Origin of the sequence: Cellvibrio fibrivorans (genome assembly GCF_031457055.1) — a bacterium.
Lineage (GTDB): Bacteria > Pseudomonadota > Gammaproteobacteria > Pseudomonadales > Cellvibrionaceae > Cellvibrio > Cellvibrio fibrivorans.
Map to the genome: position 1 here is coordinate 143,593 of NZ_JAVDVX010000006.1, position 16,150 is coordinate 159,742.

Annotated in this window: 17 protein-coding genes; 6 read left to right on the forward strand and 11 right to left on the reverse strand. The window is 48.8% G+C overall.

All coding sequences use genetic code 11. From position 1 onward, the window contains the following. Positions 1-44 precede the first annotated feature (44 nt). The 4 genes from dtd to J2X05_RS16015 form a co-directional block, all read right to left on the reverse strand. The gene (gene dtd, locus J2X05_RS16000; protein WP_310074310.1) at positions 45-485 is read right to left on the reverse strand and encodes a D-aminoacyl-tRNA deacylase; all 441 of its coding nucleotides are present in this window, start codon (positions 483-485) and stop codon (positions 45-47) included. A 32-nt stretch (positions 486-517) separates the two neighbouring features. Continuing rightward, positions 518-1,702 (reverse strand): helix-turn-helix domain-containing protein, encoded by a 1,185-nt coding sequence (locus tag J2X05_RS16005; RefSeq protein WP_310074312.1) that lies wholly within the window; start codon positions 1,700-1,702, stop codon positions 518-520. A gap of 232 nt (positions 1,703-1,934) precedes the next feature. Next, positions 1,935-2,906: a prolyl aminopeptidase gene (gene pip / locus J2X05_RS16010; protein WP_310074315.1), complete on the reverse strand. Its 972-nt coding sequence runs from the start codon at positions 2,904-2,906 to the stop codon at positions 1,935-1,937. A 22-nt stretch (positions 2,907-2,928) separates the two neighbouring features. After that, positions 2,929-3,051 carry a hypothetical protein gene (locus J2X05_RS16015; protein ID WP_310074318.1) on the reverse strand — a complete coding sequence of 41 codons (123 nt, stop codon included), beginning with the start codon at positions 3,049-3,051 and terminating at the stop codon, positions 2,929-2,931. A 96-nt stretch (positions 3,052-3,147) separates the two neighbouring features. Here J2X05_RS16015 and J2X05_RS16020 point away from each other — a divergent pair, with 96 nt between their 5' ends. The 3 genes from J2X05_RS16020 (at position 3,148) to J2X05_RS16030 (ending at position 5,501) form a co-directional block, all read left to right on the forward strand. Beyond that, on the forward strand, positions 3,148-3,873 hold the full coding sequence (locus J2X05_RS16020) for a helix-turn-helix transcriptional regulator (protein WP_310074321.1): 726 nt from the start codon (positions 3,148-3,150) through the stop codon (positions 3,871-3,873). Positions 3,874-3,946: 73 nt separating this feature from the next. Next, on the forward strand, positions 3,947-5,071 hold the full coding sequence (locus J2X05_RS16025) for a PQQ-dependent sugar dehydrogenase (RefSeq protein WP_310074324.1): 1,125 nt from the start codon (positions 3,947-3,949) through the stop codon (positions 5,069-5,071). A 19-nt stretch (positions 5,072-5,090) separates the two neighbouring features. Further along, positions 5,091-5,501, forward strand: coding sequence for a gamma-glutamylcyclotransferase family protein (locus J2X05_RS16030; RefSeq protein ID WP_310074327.1), 411 nt, complete (start codon positions 5,091-5,093; stop codon positions 5,499-5,501). A gap of 7 nt (positions 5,502-5,508) precedes the next feature. On the opposite strand, the gene J2X05_RS16035 is transcribed toward J2X05_RS16030, so the two are convergent. After that, the gene (locus tag J2X05_RS16035; protein WP_310074329.1) at positions 5,509-5,793 is read right to left on the reverse strand and encodes a DUF6482 family protein; all 285 of its coding nucleotides are present in this window, start codon (positions 5,791-5,793) and stop codon (positions 5,509-5,511) included. Next, a complete protein-coding gene (locus J2X05_RS16040; protein ID WP_310074332.1) occupies positions 5,790-6,170 on the reverse strand; it encodes a thiol-disulfide oxidoreductase DCC family protein in 381 nt (126 codons plus the stop codon). Before J2X05_RS16040 ends, J2X05_RS16035 begins: the two co-directional genes overlap by 4 nt. Before the next feature lie 157 nt (positions 6,171-6,327). Between J2X05_RS16040 and hemH the strand changes: the two genes are divergently transcribed. The 3 genes from hemH (at position 6,328) to J2X05_RS16055 (ending at position 9,093) form a co-directional block, all read left to right on the forward strand. Further along, the gene (hemH, locus tag J2X05_RS16045) at positions 6,328-7,347 is read left to right on the forward strand and encodes a ferrochelatase (protein ID WP_310074334.1); all 1,020 of its coding nucleotides are present in this window, start codon (positions 6,328-6,330) and stop codon (positions 7,345-7,347) included. Between the two features lie 206 nt (positions 7,348-7,553). Further along, on the forward strand, positions 7,554-8,099 hold the full coding sequence (locus tag J2X05_RS16050) for an outer membrane beta-barrel protein (RefSeq protein WP_310074336.1): 546 nt from the start codon (positions 7,554-7,556) through the stop codon (positions 8,097-8,099). A 289-nt stretch (positions 8,100-8,388) separates the two neighbouring features. Beyond that, entirely contained in the window at positions 8,389-9,093 is a 705-nt protein-coding gene (locus tag J2X05_RS16055; protein ID WP_310074339.1) for a PEP-CTERM sorting domain-containing protein, read from the forward strand. Between the two features lie 48 nt (positions 9,094-9,141). Here the strand turns inward: J2X05_RS16055 and J2X05_RS16060 are convergent, their stop codons facing one another. The 5 genes from J2X05_RS16060 to J2X05_RS16080 all read right to left on the reverse strand — a co-directional run bounded on the left by J2X05_RS16060 (position 9,142) and on the right by J2X05_RS16080 (position 15,854). Next, positions 9,142-9,801 (reverse strand): hypothetical protein, encoded by a 660-nt coding sequence (locus J2X05_RS16060; protein WP_310074343.1) that lies wholly within the window; start codon positions 9,799-9,801, stop codon positions 9,142-9,144. A gap of 112 nt (positions 9,802-9,913) precedes the next feature. After that, on the reverse strand, positions 9,914-11,740 hold the full coding sequence (gene typA, locus J2X05_RS16065; protein ID WP_310074346.1) for a translational GTPase TypA: 1,827 nt from the start codon (positions 11,738-11,740) through the stop codon (positions 9,914-9,916). A gap of 161 nt (positions 11,741-11,901) precedes the next feature. Next, positions 11,902-12,960: an acyltransferase gene (locus J2X05_RS16070; RefSeq protein ID WP_310074349.1), complete on the reverse strand. Its 1,059-nt coding sequence runs from the start codon at positions 12,958-12,960 to the stop codon at positions 11,902-11,904. Next, positions 12,957-14,435, reverse strand: coding sequence for a tRNA uracil 4-sulfurtransferase ThiI (gene thiI / locus J2X05_RS16075; protein WP_310074352.1), 1,479 nt, complete (start codon positions 14,433-14,435; stop codon positions 12,957-12,959). The genes J2X05_RS16070 and thiI overlap by 4 nt, the downstream gene beginning before the upstream one ends. A gap of 210 nt (positions 14,436-14,645) precedes the next feature. Continuing rightward, positions 14,646-15,854: a cation:proton antiporter gene (locus tag J2X05_RS16080; protein WP_310074355.1), complete on the reverse strand. Its 1,209-nt coding sequence runs from the start codon at positions 15,852-15,854 to the stop codon at positions 14,646-14,648. Between the last annotated feature and the right edge of the window lie 296 nt (positions 15,855-16,150).

Below are 16,150 nucleotides of genomic sequence, written 5' to 3' on the forward strand. Positions count from 1 at the left end.
TCGGTTCCGTGATTAAAAGTAAACTTTATAAGTTGGGAGATGTTCTATTCCATCTCCAACATAAACGTCACTGGCCCGTCGTTCACTAAACTCACCTGCATATCCGCCGCGAAAATCCCAGTGGCAACCTGCGAGTGTTTGCTGCGCAGCTGTGCCACAAAATAATCGTAGAGCGCTTCAGCTTGGGCGGGTGGTGCAGCGGAAGAGAAGCTGGGGCGCAGGCCTTTTTTGGTGTCGGCGGCGAGGGTGAATTGTGAGACGACCAGAACACCGCCGTCGATCTGCTGGATATTACAATTCATTTTGTTGTTTTCATCGGAAAAAATCCGGTAGGCAAGGATTTTATCGATCAGTTTGTTGGCGGTTTCTTCGGTATCATTTTTTTGGATACCGAGCAGTAATAAAATGCCCTGTTGGATTTCGCCGGTGATTTCTTCATTGACAGTAACAGATGCTTTTTTGACGCGCTGTATGAGACCTAACATAAAGTACCTAGCATAAAACTTACTCAATAAAATTAAAGCGTATTCACCGACTTACGGTATTCGCTCGGGGTCATACCCACTTTTTTCTTAAACAGGGTATTGAAGGTAGCCTTACTGTTAAAGCCAACATCCAACATGATATCGAGCACCGTTTTGTCCGATTGATTCTGGTTGGACAGCATGTGCTTGGCTTCATCGATACGATAGGAGTTAATAAACTCAAAAAAATGACAATTAAAATGACGATTAATAATATTGGATAATAGCCGCGCGGGAATGCGCATTTGTATCGCCAGTTTTTCCAGCGTTAGTGCCGGGGTTAGATACGGTTTTTCGGTTTCCATATACTGCGTAATTTGCGCGATCAGTTCGGGGGTTATTTTTTCTTTAGCCTGCTCTGGCTCATCTTTTGCGGGCTCTTCGTTAGGCGTTTGCCGTTGCTCCAATCCTTCAAATACACTGGAGTGCCCCAGGCCAAAGAAGATCAACACACTTACCATAAAGAAGGTTGTGTAGTTGCCAATCAAACCCATGATTTCAAAATTGGTACTGATGCCAAAGCTAATGGCAAGAATAATCATGGCTGCGACCAATACTGCCCAAAAACGAATCGCCAAAAACCCGATCACCAGAATTTTTAACCAGGTCAAATCGATTTTATCGATGTCTGAAAAATTGGTACGGATGTGTTGGGTGTAGCGTTTGATTTCAATCAGGCAAATGATCCCCAATGCCACACGGAAGAGTTCGCGGAACAGGGTAACGTAATTCATGATTTGTGGCGCGACAGATAAATCGTACTCTTCCTGGATGCTGACTTTATCGGTCACATCCAAGCTGTAATAAAAAATTAATTGATAGCCCGCATAGGCGATAAACGGCAGCAAATAAATAATGTCTTTTAAACGCAAACGATAGTCTTTGTAGATCAGCGAGCGGGTATACCAGAGTAGCAGAGGGCCTTCCAGCCAGTAACCAAAACCAAATACGTAAAATAAATCCGGGGACCACTTAATCGCGATATGGCGAAACTCAGCACCGAAGCTGATTAAGATATCCAGGGGAATAGCAGCTTGCTGTAGCAAAAAAAAGGCGAGAAAAACATTGCGGATATATTTGTCGCGCTTGATTGTAAGCAACAAGAGTGCAAATAAAATACATTGATAGGCTGTCATTAACAGCACTACATCATGGGTGTTAAAAATGACGTCATACATAGGTCACTGCTCCGCTGCGGCTGTACGGCATCTTATTAATTATCTACTCAGCCTGATCGTCAGTAAGGTGTTTATTATCACTGTACGCAAGTGCGATAGTGGCAGATCTTGAGTCTGCGGTCTGGATCATAACATCGAATTGTCTAGTACAAAAAGCGGCTATAAAACGCCGCTGCAAAAATAACAACGGAGCCCAGCGGCTCCGTTGTTACCGTTTTGGTTACCAGGATGATTAGGCCAATTGATCACCGGTGTGCAGCAAACTTTTGGCTAAGTCATCGGTGGCACGGATCAATGCATCCACTATGCCCGGCTCGCGCGAGGCGTGGCCCGCTTCGCGGATAATCTGCAGTTCTGATCCAGGCCAGGCTTTGTGCAATGCGTAGGCGTTATCGAGCGGGCAGATCACATCGTAGCGGCCATGCACAATGGTGCCGGGAATTCCGGCAAGTTTATGGGCATCGCGCAAAATCTGGTTGTGCTCAAGGAAGGCGTCGTTCACAAAATAATGGGCTTCAATGCGCGCCAGCGAGAGTGCGCGATGTGGCTCGGTAAAGGAATCCACAACATCCTGGCAGGGTTTGAGGGTAGCGGTGCGCCCTTCCCAGCCCGACCAGATTTTTGCCGCAGTCATCTGTTGGATTTGGTTGTCGCCGATCAGCTGGCGATAGTAAGCGCCAATCATATCGCTGCGTTCCGCTTCGGGAATTTGCGCAACAAAGTCATCCCAATAATCAGGGAATAAGCGGCTGGCGCCCTCCTGATAAAACCAGAGCAGGTCTTCGCGGCGACAGAGGAAAATGCCGCGCAAAATTAAACCCAGCACGCGCTCGGGATAGGTTTGGGCGTAGACCAGGCTAAGCGTTGAGCCCCATGAGCCACCGAATAACACCCATTTATCGATGCCGAGTGTAGTGCGGATTACTTCAATATCTTCCACCAGTTTTTGCGTGGTGTTGCCTTCCAGTTCCGCATGCGGGCGCGAACGGCCTGCGCCGCGCTGGTCAAACAGGACAATGCGATAGACTTCCGGATCAAAAAAGCGGCGGTCATACTTGCCGCAACCTGCGCCTGGCCCACCGTGGACAAACAGCACGGGGATGCCATCTGGGTTGCCGGATTCATCGACATACAGTTCGTGGGGAGGCTCTACGGCAATTTGGTGACGCTGGTAGGGTTTTATCTCGGGATAAAAAATCTGCATAAACTCGCCTTGTTCGGGTCAATCACATGGGGATGCGCGCGGGATAACGTCCAATAAAGGTAGCACAGCAACTATCGTAAGCGATCACTTTTTGCAGCGAAAAACAGACCTTTAGCACAAATTGACCGGTATTTAGGGCGTACATGCTGAAAGGCCGTTTAACATTTAATCGCTTACTGACATAAACTGTCAGGGACGCTGGTTAGCATAGCGCACCCTCCTTCCTGCTCCCGAGTCTTTTATGCATCGCGCCGAACGCCTGTTTCAACTCACCACACTGTTGCGCAACCGTCGCACCGTGCTCACTGCCAAGCAGATGAGTGAGCACCTGCGCGTTTCCGAGCGAACCATTTACCGCGATATTCAATCGCTCAGTTTGTCCGGCGTGCCGATTGAGGGGGAGGCGGGCGTGGGGTATCGCCTGTCGCACCGCTATCAGTTGCCGCCCCTGATGTTTGACCGCGAAGAGGTCGAGGCGCTGCTGCTCGGTGCGCGCATGGTTAGCAGTTGGGGTGATACGGATATGGCTATCCACGCTAATCAGGCGATCCAGAAAATTCTCTCCGTATTACCCGATCATTTGCGACACAGCGATGAGAGCTTGCCGCTGCTGGTGCCAAATATGGAGGAAGTGCAAAAGTATTACACCGCCCACAGCCAGCCGATGCGCGAGGCGATCCGTTTGCGCCAGCGGGTGGCGATCGATTATGTGCGCGCCGACGAACAGCACAGCTCGCGCACCATCGAACCTCTCGGCATGATTTTTTGGGGCAAGGTGTGGACGCTGGTGGCTTGGTGTCATCTGCGCGATGACTATCGCACCTTCCGCCTGGACCGCATTCAGTCGATTGTGGTGACCGATGAAAAATTTGATACCAGCGATAGCAAAAGTCTCAAACATTTTCTGCACCTTATGAAAGAAAAATACGCGCAGGAGCCGGAAGCAACTGCGCCGCACGAATGTTAACCTGCTTAACAAACCTTGAATTGCCCTTGCACAACCGCCTTGTTACCCTGAGCCAACTTCTCAGGAGATCAATATGAAACTTCGCACGCTCAGTCTCGTTCTGTGTATCGCCGCAATCACACCCTTTGCAAACGCAAAAACACTTTCAGTAAAAACAGAAACAGGCAATATTCAGGTTAAAACCATCGCCGAAGGTTTGGAGAATATTTGGGGCATGGCGTTCTTACCCGATGGCAGCATGCTGGTCACTGAGCGTCGTGGACGTATGCGCATTGTGAGTGCCGACGGCAAAGTGGGTGAGCCTCTTGCAGGCCTGCCGGAAATTTATGCGCAGGGTCAAGGTGGGTTACTGGATGTGGTGCTCGCACCGGATTTCACCAGCAGCAAAAAAATCTATTTCAGTTATTCAGAGCCGGGCAAGGGCGGCAATAGCACTGCTGTGAGTTTTGCCACGCTCAATGGCAATAAACTTGGAAATGTCACGCGTGTATTTAGCCAGCAACCAAAAATTGATTCGGGTGCACATTTTGGTTCGCGTTTGGTCTGGGCACCGGACGGCACCCTGTTTATCACCTTGGGCGATCGCTACAGTGAAAAAGACAAAGCACAAACACTCGATAACCATCAAGGTAAAGTGGTTCGCATTAATGCCGATGGTACTGTGCCCAAGGATAATCCTTTCGTAAAAACACCTGGTGCGTTGCCAGAGATTTGGTCCTATGGACATCGCAATATGCAAGGCGCTGCAATAAACCCCATCACTAAAGAGTTGTGGACTGGCGAGCACGGCCCCCAGGGTGGAGATGAATTAAATATTGATCGCGCGGCAAAAAATTACGGTTGGCCAGTGATTACCTACGGGGAAAACTACGGCGGTGGAAAAATTGGCGAAGGCACCCACAAAGCAGGAATGGAACAACCCAATTACAAATGGGTGCCATCGATTGCCACAGCTGGATTTATTTTTTACACGGGCGACAAATTTCCGCAGTGGAAAAATAATATTCTACTCACCAGCCTGAAAGATAAAACGTTTGTGCGTTTAGTAGTCGATGGCGAAAAAATTACCAAAGAAGAACGCTCGCTAGCCAAAGAATTGGATCAACGCCTGCGTCATGTCGTACAAGGGCCCGATGGCTTGGTGTATTTGGTCACCGATGAAAGCAAAGCAAAGATTTACCAACTATCCCCACAATAAAAACCCGTAGGGGCGCCGCTTGCTGCGCCCAATTTTCATGCAGACTGAATATATTTTTGTCTATGGCACCCTGCGGCGCGCTTGCACAACAGGCGCGCATCAAACCTATTTGGCGAATGCGGAGTTTGTTGGTAGTGCAAACGTTAGAGGCAGCCTTTATCGGGTGAGTTATTATCCCGCGTTAGTGCTGGATGATGCAGCGGGCTGGGTGCTTGGGGAGGTATACCGATTAAGCTCCAACGAACAGCTTCAACGGCTGGATGCTTACGAAGAATGTACTTATCCATCGCAACCTGATCAGGAGTATCAGCGTAAACAAATAACGGTCGTAACTGATAAGGGCACTTCGCTGATGGCATGGATTTATTCGTACCAGCACCCCATCGCAGGGCTGGAAAAAATCTCCAGCGGTGATTTTTTAAATCCTTAAGGCAAACTTAATTTATCGCCGCAAGCGGCATAGGTAGCTCGGTTTTTTGCGCTGCTCCATTGCCAATCATTTCGTCGTAAGGTGAGTGCATTACCAACCAGCAACGCTCAAAACCCATTTCTTTCAATGCTAGTTGTGCGCGATACAAGCTTGGAAATTTACGTAACTTGCCCGCATCATCTTTCAGCAATCGAGCTAGCTCACTCTTCCCTTCAGGTTCGTCTGTAATTCCTGCCAAATAGTGTACGCAGTCGCTGTAACTAAAAATCAATGCACGAGTACTGATGTTCATGATTTAACTCCTTGAGTTACAGTGCAAGCATAGCTGCGACAGTAGCGGCGGTCGGCCCAACGCTGATAAATTTTATCGACAACAGCTGCCCAAATTTTCCAACGCAAGGGCTTCCATAAAAATCCCATGGGGGTAAACGACCAGGCAATTACGTTTGCTTCCACGCCAAAACGCCAACTGCCGTCGGGCATTTGCAAATGCAAGTTGCGCAGCATCTGCTCTTGTTCTTCGTCGGTGAGTTGTAATAGCTGATGTGTATCAACCAGAGTTAGTCCCGCATGTTTGAATTTGCGTAAAAAAGCCATTTCCCGCGCGCACAATGGGCATCGGCCGTCATAATAGAGCTGGGCGCGATTAGTCGGCTGGGGCAATGGCATAAGGTTGATCCTCGATATGCTGGATAATCAGCTTCCATGTGTTTGTACGCACGCTTCTGCTATTGCGATCACCATCCCGCACGCTGGATTTTCATTCAGTGAGCGAGTATGTTGTGCGGCATTTTGTTACCGACTACTTCCCTCCCGGAGAAATTACATGAGCCAATTCCGCGCCCTGAATTATGATGTTGATCCGGTCTTCCACGCCGCCAATAAACCACCCGCCAAGGTGGGAGTGCTACTGGCAAACCTTGGGACACCCGATGCACCGACAGCATCGGCCCTGCGTCGTTATCTGGGTGAGTTTTTATCAGACCCGCGGGTAATCGAAATTCCAAAGCTGGTTTGGTTTTTTATTTTGCACGGTATTATTTTGCGCGTGCGCCCGAAAAAATCTGCCAAGCTTTACCAGGGTGTGTGGACTAGTGAAGGTTCGCCGCTGTTGGCTATCAGTAAACAGCAGCAAGCGGCGATACAGGCACAACTGGGTGATGGTTACAGCGTGAAGCTCGGTATGCGCTACGGTAATCCCTCTATCGCGAGCGCCTTACGCGAACTGCAAAATGAAGGTGTGCGTAAAATCGTAGTGCTTCCGCTTTATCCACAATACGCTGGGCCCACTACTGGCTCAACCTTTGATGCTGTTGCAAAAGAGTTTAAGGATTGGCGTTGGGTACCGGAATTGCATTTTATTAATAATTATTGTGACGAACCTTTATACATCGATGCACTCGCGAATTCAGTACGCGAGCACATTGAAAAAAATGGCAAACCGCAAAAAATACTTTTTTCTTATCACGGCACTCCCAAACGCAATCTCGAATTGGGTGATCCCTACTACTGCCTCTGCATTAAAACCACACGTCTTGTGGCGGAAAAATTAGGTTTGAATAAAGATGATTACATGGCCTGTTTCCAGTCGCGCTTCGGTTACGCCGAATGGCTGAAGCCCTATACCGATGAAACCCTGAAAAACTTACCCGCCGAAGGTATTAAAAATATTGCAATTTTATCTCCCGCGTTTAGCGCCGATTGCTTGGAGACCCTGGAAGAGTTGGCGGTAGAAAATCGCCATACATTTATGGATGCCGGCGGTGAACACTACCAATACATACCTGCGCTGAATGACCGCGCCGATCATATTCATGCGTTGGCACACTTAATCCGTCGCCATTAGTTGGCGCCTTGTGGAATGAAAAAATTCTTATTGTGCAGTAATTAAGGACCGATACTGCACACCCGTCACAAAACCTCAATCGACAAACCCGCTGTAAGTGTTTAGGCTGTAATCTAGCAGGTGCATTACGCCAATACGCATCTTACTTTTGCTGTAGATAATTCCTGTCTTATCCTAATTAACTGTTCGGCCCAGAGGAGTGTTTTATGAAAAAGTTAATTGTGGCGCCATTGTTCCTTCTGCTGACCTCTTTGCCATTAGTGGCTGTGGCGGGATCTGAATCCGGGCTTTACATTGGTGGTAGTGTCGGCCAAACCTCGGTTGAGTCTGATTTTGGAGACGACACATCGTTCAAATTGGATGATGAGGACAATGGCCACAAGGTTTTCTTTGGATACAACTTCGGGTTAGTACCATTTTTGGATTTGGCGATTGAAGCCGATTATCGCGAGTACGGAAAATTTGGCAATGAGAACCTGAATACTGAAATTGTGTCATCAGAATTATTTGGCGTTCTTGGGTTTAATGTTGGCCCGCTGGGGTTATTCGGTAAATTGGGTTATTCCGATACGGATATGGATTCAATTATCGATGATATTGATTTTAATGATTCAGAATCGGCAACTGCCTATGGCGCGGGCGCAAAACTGAGCTTTGGATCTTTTGGCATCAGAGCCGAATATGAAGTGCTTGATCTCGACGCAGTTGATGACCTCAATATGATTTCTGTTGGTGCGACTTATACATTTTGATCACATCTAACAAACTGTTGCGCGATTAATAGTGGCTGTTTATATTTGTGCAGCAACTAGTAATCGTGCAATACAATTCCCGTTTTTGTTTCGTGCATATTTATACGACAACCGCGTTGCCATGCAGATCCCCAGCCGATAATTTCCTGTAAAAATCCTCGACAGATGTTTTTATTCTCCCTTGGCCATACAATGCCGTGGTGTTTTTATGCACACGCTCTTGGTGAAGTAACTGCAGTACCAATGCCTTAATCAAACCTTGTTTTAATAATTACCCAAAGGATTAATCATGAGTTTCAAGAATCGATCTTCACTCTTTACCAACATATTAGGCGGTTTACTTTTTAGTGGTGTTGCGTTGCACGCAAATGCAATTCCGTTTGAGGTAGATATTACCGTCGATAATTCCTACGCGCTTTACTACGGCACAGAGACACAAGCAACTAACTTTGTAGGCAGCGATAGCGACTGGACTACCACCGAGAGCTACGCTTTCGATCTGCCGACTAACAATTTTATTTATGTTGTTACTCAATCGGATATTGCTGTTGCCCAAGGTTTCCTGGCGCAATTTACTAACTTATTGAACAACGACCGTTTTTACAGTAACGACCCACAATGGCAAGTGACTGCCACTGGCCGTTATGGTTTTGCCCCTTACTCTGGAACAACCAGTGATTTTGCTGAGCTGACCAGTCAATTGTTGTTGGCAAATGCGGGCAATAACCCTTCCGGTGGCTGGGTTGCAACTACTGCAGGTGACGGTAATGGTGCAAGCCCATGGGGTTTACGCCCAGAGATTGATGCAGCTGCACGTTGGTCATGGTATAGCAGTAATGGTGATACCAATCCAACGTCCCCTGGTTTTAATCACGACGAATACCTGATCTTCCGTATCGCCGTGGATGCGCAAGAAGTACCAGAGCCAGGCAGTTTGCTGCTGATGGGCTTGGGTTTATTAGGTTTATGCGCAGCGAGAAAACGCCGCGCGTAAAGGTGTTATTCGATTGCGCCGCCCGGCGCAATCGAATGCGATGTAATGCTACTTTTTGTTTAATACCGCCAACAACAATACCCAAAAACATAACACAAGATTAAACAGGGGTATCTGCAACTCCGCTGGCATGGCGTAGACGACACACACCGCCGGAATCCATACCAGCCAATTCGATAAAATTACCGTGGGAATTTTTACGCAGAAAAATTCTTTGGTCAGCGCTTGTTTTGTTTCAGTAAAATTCCAATTGGATTCCATCCACAAATACACGATTGTGATGCCCGGTGCGGCCCAGAGTGCGCTGTAGAGGAATTGGTCTATCGCCATTTTGGTTGCGATGGTTTTTATATCGTTGCCGTTGCCGAACCAGTCGGCCTGCAGACGATAGAAAAAATCCACCTCCATACCTTTTAACCCCCAAAAGACAATATAAAAAAACAGTAGGCCTACAACGTTGCGATTGGGGGCGAGGCTTTTTGTTAGCAGTAAATATAAAAAGGGAATGAGTCCGCCGAACAAAGCCGTGGCGATAAAAGAATAACCAAAGCCGTAGGTTTGTTTTAATTCACCAAATAAAGTGAATAGCGGTCTGGAGGCGGGAACAAAAAAGTAAATAACTAAAATGCTGGCGGCAAATAACTGCAATACTAAGCCGGGTAAGAGATTTTTTTTGAGCGCGGCGAAGATGGATTGTTTAATGCTCATTAATGTTGTCCGATAATAGGCAGGTAAACCAGCACGGATGCCGAAGATAGGCAAAAAAAATCCCCGTTGTTTTCACTTCGGGGATTTCTCATCACATAGCGAAAACTAATCGTTACGCTTTTTTGCCGCGCTTACGCTCGTTTTCAGTAAGCAGTTTTTTGCGCACGCGGATGCTAAGTGGTGTTACTTCTACCAACTCATCATCTTCAATAAATTCCAGCGCTTGTTCCAGTGTGTGACGGATTGGCGGTGACAGGGTCAGCGCGTCATCAGTACCGGAAGCACGAACGTTGGTCAATTGTTTAGCTTTGGTTGGGTTTACAACCAGATCATTGTTGCGCGAGTGAATCCCCACTACTTGACCTTCATAAACTTCAACACCAGCGCCGTAGAACAAACGGCCACGCTCTTGCAGCGGGTGCAGGCCATAGGCGAGAGTTTTGCCCTTCACCATAGAGATCAATACGCCGTTTTGACGCTTGGCCACTTCGCCTTCTTTTACCGGGCCGTAGTGATCAAAAATACTGGTCATGATGCCTGAACCGGAAGTCATGGTCAGGAATTGGCCACGGAAACCGATCAAACCGCGCGATGGGCAGAGAAATTCCAACTTGATACGGCCTTTGCCATCCGGCTCCATGTTGTTCAACTCGCCTTTGCGCAGGCCGAGCTCTTCCATCACTTTACCTTGGTCTTTTTCTTCAACGTCGATAACCACTTGCTCGAACGGCTCGTGGATTACGCCATCAACGATTTTTTGTACTACTTCAGGACGTGAAACGCCCAGTTCGTAACCTTCGCGACGCATATTTTCGATAAGTACTGACAGATGCAATTCACCGCGACCAGACACGATAAATTTATCCGGCGTTTCACCTTGCTGAACGCGCAGTGCCACGTTGGCAATCAATTCCTGATCCAGGCGGTCTTTGATATTACGGCTGGTCACGTACTTGCCTTCTTTACCGGCAAATGGAGAATCGTTTACCTGGAAGGTCATGCTTACGGTTGGCTCGTCGATAGACAGGGCTGGCAAGGCTTCGATGCAATCCGGGCTGCACAGGGTATCGGAGATGCCGAGTTTATCCACACCGGTAATACAGACGATATCACCCGCATAGGCTTTGTCAGTCTCGATACGTTGCAAGCCGTGATAGCCCATGACTTGCAGTACTTTCGCTTTACGGGTGTTGCCTTGGTGATCAACCACCACGATTTGCTGGTTGGGCGACAGGCTGCCGCGGGTGATACGGCCGATCCCGATAACACCTACATAGCTGCTGTAATCCAACGCAGAGATTTGCATCTGGAATGGGCCATCCAGGTCAACCTGTGGCGCCTTCACTCGATCGACAATCATTTGGAACAACGGGGTCATATCGTCAGCGATGTCATCGGGTGACAGGCCGGCAACACCATTCAGTGCAGAGGCATAAATGATGGGGAAGTCGAGCTGCTCTTCAGTCGCACCCAAACGATCGAACAAATCAAATACCTGGTCAACAACCCACTCAGGACGTGCGCCCGGGCGGTCAATCTTGTTGATAACCACAATCGGGTTCAACCCTTGTTCAAACGCTTTTGATGTCACGAAACGGGTTTGTGGCATTGGGCCACCAACAGCATCAACGATCAGCAATACCGAATCAACCATCGACAATACGCGCTCTACTTCACCGCCGAAGTCGGCGTGGCCGGGGGTGTCCACGATGTTGATACGGTAGTCGTTCCACTTGATCGCAGTGTTCTTGGCCAGGATGGTAATGCCGCGCTCGCGCTCCTGGTCATTGCTATCCATGATTAATTCCGCGCTTTCATCGCGACGGTCGAGGGTGCCGGATTGACGCAACAACTGGTCAACCATAGAGGTTTTACCATGGTCAACGTGGGCGATGATGGCGATATTGCGCAGTTTTTCGATAGCTGATTGATCTGTCACTGTGGGATTTCTCTTGGGTATGCGCCTGTCTGAGGCAAAAGGGGAAGCGTAAAAAGGCGCGCATTATACCTATGAAGGTGTTGCACGGATATGACTACGAGGGATTAATTGGTGATTTTTTGGGCTACCGGGGTGCGGTTTGAGGTGTCGAGCGGGGGATTTTAGCCAATCAACCAGCGGCTACGGCTGCCGGCGAAGTGTTTGATTGCCACTGCAACCCCTGCCGATCCATAAAACTGCACCAAAAACACCACGCTGAACACCAGCAAGCTGGTCGCCAAACTGGCGACCGGAAAAAACGGTTTTATTGCCTCCAGTGCCGCCAGATTTTCCAGCGCAATCGTCAGCAGCGGGTGGATAAAAAAAATCGGGAAGCTCAATTCCGCCAGCCAGCATAGATGTTGCTGTAGCCAGGGGCGGATATGGCGGCACAATGCGAGCATGGCGATGCAGCCGAACAGGACTTGGATAAATTGCAAATCACAGCCTTCATAGGTAAATGCAGCTTTGTGATAGTTACCAACGTGAACCAGAACGTAGGTTTGCACCAGCGCAGTGGTGGCGATAACAAATACACTCACACTGAGCAATGGCCAATGCCAGCGGCGCAACTGCTCGTCATACTGCGAAAATAAAATCCCGAGTAAATAATAAGGTGTGAAATAAATAAGCGATTGTAAAAAGTTGGAATTGGATTGTGGACGATGAATCAATAACGCAATTAAAGAAAAAGTGACAAGCAACAAAATTTGCGCCGATAAACCTGCGCGAATATAAGCAAGGTGCAATGGCGAACACAAAAACGTGATAAAAATAAACGGAATATACCAGTGCGGATAAAGCACATAGCCATTGCGCAGTGTGTACCACAGATTAAGTAAATTTTGTTGCCAGCTGAGACCGTCTTGCCACCAACCGAGCATGCGAATCGATAAGGCGAATAGGGAAGTGACTAGAAACGGGATCAGCAGGGACTTGGCTTTTTTGGTGATAAATTGCGTGTAATCAAAACGCGGATAAAAAACACGATGAAAGAAAAATCCGGAAATAAACACAAACAAGCCAGTGCCGCCGCGCAATAAATTTTCCAGTAGCGCCGGGAATACCGGTTGAGCAAGAAAAATCGAATGCCCCAACACAATCATGGCAATTGCCATGCCGCGCAGGTAATCAAATTCAGCGAGTCGCTCCCTCTGTAGGGTGGCCGTTGGTAGACTCATGAAATAGCGCAGGCACTCTTGGGTTCTGGACGATATACGCCGACATTCAACTTTCCCGCATCCTTCAAATTTGCCGCATGCAATTGGCTCATCACGCCTTTTTGGCAGTAGAGATAATATTGGCGGCTCATATCGAGATTGGCAAAGTTGTGGTTGAGCGAATAAAACGGAATTGTACGCACTTCCACGCCAACCACTTTCAGTGGGCTGGCTTCTTGCTCGTCCGGATGGCGAATATCGATAATCACATCGGGCGCGTTGACTTCGCCCACTACCGGCACCGATAAATCTGCATCCAACTCATCGACAATTTCATCAATATTTTGTGCGCGGCGCTCGGCAATTGCGCGCTCCAGAATGGTCATGTCGAACTTACTTTCTTCATATTCGAGCTTGGGCAACTTGGCACGAGTGGTCGGGTTCACAGAGATTACGCCGCAATATTCCGGCATGCTCGCAGCAAAACTTTCGGTGCCGATTTTGCGTGAGAGATCAATGATGTCGCCCTTGTCCATAGTGGCGAGTGGACGCAGCACTAACATATCGATTGCGCGATCAATTGCATTTAAATTGACGAGAGTCTGGCTCGATACCTGCGCTACACTTTCGCCGGTGACCAGTGCGGGAATTTCCAGCGACTCGGCCACTTTTTCTGCCGCGCGCAGCATCATGCGCTTGAGTGTGACACCCATGTAAGGGTTGTCTACTTTCTCCAGAATTTCTTTCACCACTTCTTCAAACGGCACCGTGACAAATTTAACGCGATGCGATGCGCCGTATTTATTCCATAGATAATAGGCCACTTCTTTTACGCCAATTTCATGGGCGCGTCCACCGAGATTAAAAAAACAGTAGTGCGCGCGCAGGCCCCGTTTGATGCACAGATAAGTCGAAACCGTTGAATCAAATCCACCGGAAATCAATGACAGTACCGGGTCTTGCGCACCGAGCGGATAACCGCACATGCCTTGGGTTTTGCTGGTAAGCACCCAGAGGCGCTCACCTTTAATTTCAAGGTGCACGGTGACATCGGGTTTATGCAGGCTTACACCCTTGGCCTCTGAATGCTGTAGCAATCCACCGCCGACATATTGCTCAACATCGACCGAACTATAGGGATGCTTACCTACTCGCTTGACACGCACACAAAAGGTTTTGCCTGCGAGCGCGTCGCGCCAGTGGGTCAGGGTGTGCTGAAAGATGGAGTCCAGGTCACCGAGTGGATAGTCGTGTAAGACGGCGAAGTTAGCTATGCCTGGGGTATGCGCCAGCACCTCGGCGATCTGCGCGGCGATTTCAGCATCGGCATTTGGGCAACGGATTTCAATTTTTTCCCAATCGCGCTGCACATCGATATCTACCCCTAAACTCCCCAGCAACAGGCGTAGGTTATCGCGCAATTGCTTGATAAAGCGCTTCCGGACCGGGGTGCTTTTAATGATGATTTCGGAAAAGACTTTAACAACAACATGCATGGGAAGTGCGCCTGACAAGATGCAGCGGATGCTGGCTGGATAAAAAGGCGGCGATTATAAAGCAAGCCCGCAATGAAAACTGCGTGGAATTAAGTGTCAGTATAGGTTATCGCCACACCAAGGCGAGAGGATCGGCTATTGCTCTATTGCTACATGCAAAACCCCCGGCTCACGAACCAGGGGTTTTGTTTAGGGGCGGGGGGATCTGCATTATTTGGAGCGGAAGATCAGCTCTTTGATTTTTTGCAGCTTGGGTGATACCACCGGCACCGTGAGCATGGTACTGGCGACCGCCATAATCAGCAGCGCGGTGAAGGTCTCGCTGGTGATGATTTGTTTATCGAGCAGCACGTTGGCGAAGATGATCATAATCAGCGCCTTGGTCTGTAGCAGCCAGCCGATGACGGATGCCTCGCCCTTTTGCCATTTCAGGATTTTGCCGGCGGCGTGAACGCCCACAAGCTTGCCTGAGATCGAGGCGACCAGGAGGATTGCTGCGGCGATAAATACCGTTGAGCCGCCCACATCCCAGTTGGTACGCAGGCCGGTACTGAGGAAAAATACCGGCATAACGGTCAGCAGAATGAAGTAGCGCAGCTTGTCCATATCTTCCTGGTTAAACCAGTCGGCATCCATCACTGCACCGGCCAGGAAGGCACCCACCATAAAGTGCAGGCCAGCCCAATCTGCCGCTAAACCTATTACGGCCAACCAGATAAACCCGGCATACCAGCGGTCTTTTTCTTGAATGGCCACCATCAATTTGCGGAACAAATAGGCGGCCACGGCGAAGCCCATCAGGAACATGCCCTGGCGACCAACGCGTTCCCAATCCAGCAGGATCAGCGCTAATACGCCCCAGATAGCGATATCGTCGAGGCTGGCATAGCGCAAGATCCGCTGGCCAATTGGCTGGCGCAGGATGTCCAGCTTCTCCATCAACAAGATCAAAATCGGCAATGCCGTTACCGCACAGGCCATGCCCACACCGAGAATAAACTGCCAGGTCATGCCTTTCGGCCCCATCCAGCCGTCACTGAAGGACATCATCACCAGCGCGGCGCCGCAGCCAAACAGCAGCGGCGTACCCAGTGCCAAACCGGCGGTGATTCCGCTTTCGCGCTTGTATTCCCAAGCTTTTTTCAGGTCCAGCTCAATACCGGCGATCCACACAAAAATCATCACCGCCCACCAGGCGATACCGTTGAGCGATTTGATCACGTCCGGGTTGAACACAAAGGTGTAGTACTCGGGAAACGCCTTACCCAGCACACCCGGGCCAAGCACAATGCCCATAATGATTTGTACGACGACCAGTGGTGCCCAATAATCCGTCCGGCCGAGACGCCAAATCAAGTAAGGAATGGTGAAAATGATCACCATTGCAATCAGAAAAATTTCGGTTGTTGTCATGTGCATTTTTTAAGCCCTTACTTCTTATATGTATTTTGTGTTTTTTTATCATCGCCGATTTGACGAAGGGCGCAAACTACAGTGATTTTTTGCGCCATTCGATCCGAACCTTATAGATATTCGCTATGGTAAATTTAGGCAAAATACTAACTCCCATCGCGGTCTATGGACGCCTTCAGGATTTACATGGAATCGGCCATAAAAGTGATGCAATTTGGCGCATGCTGCTGGCACACTAGCGCTCGTTTTGCTGGGAGGTAAAAGGCATAGCGGTAAACCGGTATATTTTGAATTATTTTGGT

Excerpts from the sequence above, each read along its gene's own strand:
- dtd (WP_310074310.1), bottom strand. The coding sequence starts at position 485 with ATGTTAGGTCTCATACAGCGCGTCAAAAAAGCATCTGTTACTGTCAAT.
- J2X05_RS16005 (WP_310074312.1), bottom strand. The coding sequence starts at position 1,702 with ATGTATGACGTCATTTTTAACACCCATGATGTAGTGCTGTTAATGACA.
- pip (WP_310074315.1), bottom strand. The coding sequence starts at position 2,906 with ATGCAGATTTTTTATCCCGAGATAAAACCCTACCAGCGTCACCAAATT.
- J2X05_RS16015 (WP_310074318.1), bottom strand. The coding sequence starts at position 3,051 with ATGTACGCCCTAAATACCGGTCAATTTGTGCTAAAGGTCTGTTTTTCG.
- J2X05_RS16020 (WP_310074321.1), top strand. The coding sequence starts at position 3,148 with ATGCATCGCGCCGAACGCCTGTTTCAACTCACCACACTGTTGCGCAAC.
- J2X05_RS16025 (WP_310074324.1), top strand. The coding sequence starts at position 3,947 with ATGAAACTTCGCACGCTCAGTCTCGTTCTGTGTATCGCCGCAATCACA.
- J2X05_RS16035 (WP_310074329.1), bottom strand. The coding sequence starts at position 5,793 with ATGAACATCAGTACTCGTGCATTGATTTTTAGTTACAGCGACTGCGTA.
- J2X05_RS16040 (WP_310074332.1), bottom strand. The coding sequence starts at position 6,170 with ATGCCATTGCCCCAGCCGACTAATCGCGCCCAGCTCTATTATGACGGC.
- hemH (WP_310074334.1), top strand. The coding sequence starts at position 6,328 with ATGAGCCAATTCCGCGCCCTGAATTATGATGTTGATCCGGTCTTCCAC.
- J2X05_RS16050 (WP_310074336.1), top strand. The coding sequence starts at position 7,554 with ATGAAAAAGTTAATTGTGGCGCCATTGTTCCTTCTGCTGACCTCTTTG.
- J2X05_RS16055 (WP_310074339.1), top strand. The coding sequence starts at position 8,389 with ATGAGTTTCAAGAATCGATCTTCACTCTTTACCAACATATTAGGCGGT.
- J2X05_RS16060 (WP_310074343.1), bottom strand. The coding sequence starts at position 9,801 with ATGAGCATTAAACAATCCATCTTCGCCGCGCTCAAAAAAAATCTCTTA.
- J2X05_RS16070 (WP_310074349.1), bottom strand. The coding sequence starts at position 12,960 with ATGAGTCTACCAACGGCCACCCTACAGAGGGAGCGACTCGCTGAATTT.
- thiI (WP_310074352.1), bottom strand. The coding sequence starts at position 14,435 with ATGCATGTTGTTGTTAAAGTCTTTTCCGAAATCATCATTAAAAGCACC.
- J2X05_RS16080 (WP_310074355.1), bottom strand. The coding sequence starts at position 15,854 with ATGCACATGACAACAACCGAAATTTTTCTGATTGCAATGGTGATCATT.